Raw genomic sequence first — 3,624 nt, 5'->3', positions numbered from 1 at the left:
GAGAGCTTCAAAAAACAATTTTGAAATTCTCGCGAAGACAGGTTGACGGCGACACTCGCCGCCCCTATCTTCCCCGCCTCACTGATCGGCAACCGACCGACGCACTGCGGTGCTTCGCTCGGCTGCGGATAAGGCAGCGTCCGACGAGGCGTGCTCGAAACGAGCGAACTCGTCGCATTGATAATTGACAATTTGGTTGTTTGGTAATTGGCATCAGTAATCTGCCAAGCGGTTCGCAAGAATCGGTTGGCGACTACAAAGTTCTTCGGAATTAGCGTTAGCCAGATCAGTAGCACGCAAGTGCGAACAAGCTGGCTTTAGAATTGAAGCAGATCTGACAGGATTCTGTGCAATAAAGCTGAATAGCGATGCCGCGAACGCTACTTCGGTAGCGATCAAAGCGGAGCTAATCCAGCCATGTGATATCGTTGCGGTAGTTGAACTACCAGCGAAATCTTTGAGTCTTTGACCGGCGTTTTAAGTTGCGGGTTTCCGCGGCTTGGTTTGCCGAGTTTGAGTTCGGGATATCGTTGGCCAATCTACCAAGGGCACATGGGGGATGCCTTGGCGTTAAGAGTGTGGGCGTGGAAGTCTGCGAAATGCCTGGGGGAGTTGACAAACAAGCGATGATCCCGGGATTCCCAATCCAACCTGGTGAACTGAAACATCTAAGTAACCAGAGGAAGAGAAAGAAAAATCGATTCCGTCAGTAGCGGCGAGCGAAATCGGAATAGCCCAAACCGGAAGGGTTTCCCTTCCGGGGTTGTAGGACTCCAATATCGGATTGTGTGTTGTTAGTGGAATGTGGCAGGAATGCCCAACCACAGAGGGTGACAGTCCCGTACACGAAAGCAAACATACACCGTCGGAGCACCTGAGTAGGTCCAGTCACGTGAAACCTGGATTGAATCTACGGGGACCATCCCGTAAGGCTAAATACTCCTTAACGACCGATAGTAGACCAGTAGCGTGAGTGAATGGTGAGAAGAACCCCTGCAAGGGGAGGACAGTGAACCTGAAACCATGTGCCTACAAGCGGTCGGAGCCCGATTTGAACGGGTGACGGCGTGCCTTTTGCATAATGATCCGGCGAGTTGTGGTATGCGGCTTGGTTAAGTTCCTTCGGAACGTAGCCCAAGGGAAACCGAGTCTGAATAGGGCGAAATTGTCGTATGCTGCAGACGCGAAACCTGTGTGATCTACCCATGGGCAGGTTGAAGCGTGGGTTAAACTGCGTGGAGGACCGAACCCACTTAGGTTGAAAACTGAGGGGATGACCTGTGGGGAGGACTGAAAGTGTAATCAAACCAGGAGATAGCTCGTTCTCTCCGAAATATCTTGAGGGATAGCGTCGAGCCACTATTTACCGGGGGTAGAGAGACTGAATGGGATGGGGGCCCTTCCCGGGGTACCTCACTCAACCAAACTCCGAATACCGGTAAAATTATCTCGGCAGTCAGTCCCTGGGGGATAAGCTCCAGGGTCGAGAGGGAAACAACCCAGATCGCCTGCTAAGGTCCCTAAGGCATACTTAGTCACTAAGGAAGTTGAAGTGCCGTGACAGCTGGGATGTTGGCTTAGAAGCAGCCACCATTTAAAAAGTGCGTAACAGCTTACCAGTCGAGCATTTCTGCGCCGATAATGAACGGGAGTAAGTATGACACCGAAGCAGCGGGCTCTAGTTTACTAGAGCGGTAGGAGAGCGTCGATGATCAGATACAAGCCATACGGAAACGAGTGGTGTCGGGGTCATCGAGTGATTATGCCGGAATGAGTAACGATAAAACAGGTGAGAATCCTGTTCGCCGAAAGCCTAAGGTTTCCTGGGGAAGGTAATTCCGCCCAGGGTTAGCCGGTACCTTAGTCGAGGCCGAAAGGCGTAGACGATGGACAGAAGGTCAATATTCCTTCGCCGGTTGTGTATTCGATGCAGGGACGGCGTCCAGAAAGTGAGCGGTACGAATAGAAATGTCCGTAGCGAAAGCTGAGTCGGTGGGGATTAAATCACCCGCGTAAGACAAGGCATAGCTCGAGAGCGTTCAAGTTCTCGAAGTCATTGGAAGGACGTCCAAGAAAAGCTGCTAGGTTAAGCAACTGACCGTACTAAAACTGACACAGGTAGGCGAGATGAGAATTCTAAGGCGCTCGGGAGAACGGTGGTTAAGGAACTCTGCAAAATGGCCCCGTAAGTTCGCGATAAGGGGCGCCTCCATTGGTTCACGCTGACGGAGGCCACAGAAAATCGGCTGTATCGACTGTTTATCAAAAACACAGGTCTCTGCTAACACGCAAGTGGATGTATAGAGACTGACGCCTGCCCGGTGCTGGTAGGTTAAGGAAGATTGTTATCGTAAGAGAAGCAAGCGACCGAAGCCCCAGTAAACGGCGGCCCTAACTATGAGGGTCCTAAGGTAGCGAAGTTCCTTGTCGGGTAAGTTCCGACCTGCATGAAAGGCGTAACGAATTCAGCACTGTCTCAACCACCGACCCGGTGAAATTGTAGTCGTGGTGAAGATGCCACGTACCCGCGGTTAGACGGAAAGACCCCGTGAACCTTTACTGTAGGCTGATATTGGGTTGAGATATGTCTTGTGTAGGATAGCTGGGAGGCTTTGATCTCGGCACGCCAGTGTCGAAGGAGCCGTTGTTGAAATACCAGCCTGGTCATATTTTAATTCTAACTTTGATCCTGTGAATCCAGGCAAAGGACAGTGTCAGTCGGGCAGTTTGACTGGGGCGGTCTCCTCCCAAAGAGTAACGGAGGAGTGCAAAGGTACACTCAGCCTGGTCGGCAATCAGGCGTAGAGCGTAAAGGTAAAAGTGTGCTTGACTGCGAGACCCATAAGTCGAGCAGGAACGAAAGTTGGCCTTAGTGATCCGGTAATCCCGAATGGAAGGGTTATCGCTCATCAGATAAAAGGTACTCCGGGGATAACAGGCTTATCGCATCCGAGCGTCCACAGCGGCGATGCGGTTTGGCACCTCGATGTCGGCTCATCACATCCTGGGGGTGTAGAAGCTCCCAAGGGTTTGGCTGTTCGCCAATGAAAGTGGTACGTGAGCTGGGTTCAGACCGTCGTGAGACAGGTCGGTCCCTATCTGCCGTGGGCGTTCGAAACTTGAGAGGATTCAACTTTAGTACGAGAGGATTTAGTTGGACGAAGCTCTGGTGTACCAGTTGTCGCGCTAGCGGCACGGCTGGATAGCTAACTTCGGAAAGGATAAACGCTGAAAGCATCTAAGCGTGAAGCCCGCCTCGAGATTAGGTTTCGTAAGCAATCGCGTAAGTCCCCAGGAAGACGACCTGGTTGATAGGCCGGATGTGTAAGCACGGTAACGTGTTCAGCTAACCGGTACTAACGGACGAAGGATTGGCCATCGATATCCCGCACTCATGATCCTGTCATGTTGCTCGAAATCAATCGCCGATTCCCGTAAGAACTGCCATTACCAAACAACCGGCCGCATGCTGGGCGAAATATCTCTCATGCGGTCTTTTGGCGACCATATCGGAAAGGTCCCACCTGTTCCCATCCCGAACACAGCAGTTAAGCTTTCCGAGCCGATGATAGTGCCCACCAGCGTGAAAGTAGGTCTCGCCATTTTTTTAAAAGCCCTTTGGTT

Annotated in this window: 1 protein-coding gene and 2 rRNA genes; 2 read left to right on the top strand and 1 reads right to left on the bottom strand. The window is 51.7% G+C overall.

Features of this window, described 5'->3' with window-relative positions:
- On the bottom strand, window positions 1–296 hold a 296-nt coding region (locus FYC48_RS28465; protein WP_203546982.1), incomplete at its 3' end, for a hypothetical protein.
- A 236-nt stretch (window positions 297–532) separates the two neighbouring features.
- Between FYC48_RS28465 and FYC48_RS21320 the strand changes: the two genes are divergently transcribed.
- Both FYC48_RS21320 and rrf read left to right on the top strand, forming a co-directional pair.
- Window positions 533–3,379, top strand: a 23S ribosomal RNA gene (locus tag FYC48_RS21320).
- Window positions 3,380–3,496: 117 nt separating this feature from the next.
- Window positions 3,497–3,605 (top strand): 5S ribosomal RNA (gene rrf, locus FYC48_RS21315).
- Window positions 3,606–3,624 lie beyond the last annotated feature (19 nt).

Source organism: Roseiconus lacunae, assembly GCF_008312935.1.
In the GTDB taxonomy this organism is placed as follows: Bacteria; Planctomycetota; Planctomycetia; order Pirellulales; family Pirellulaceae; genus Stieleria; species Stieleria lacunae.
This window is presented reverse-complemented; position numbering and strand designations above follow the sequence as displayed.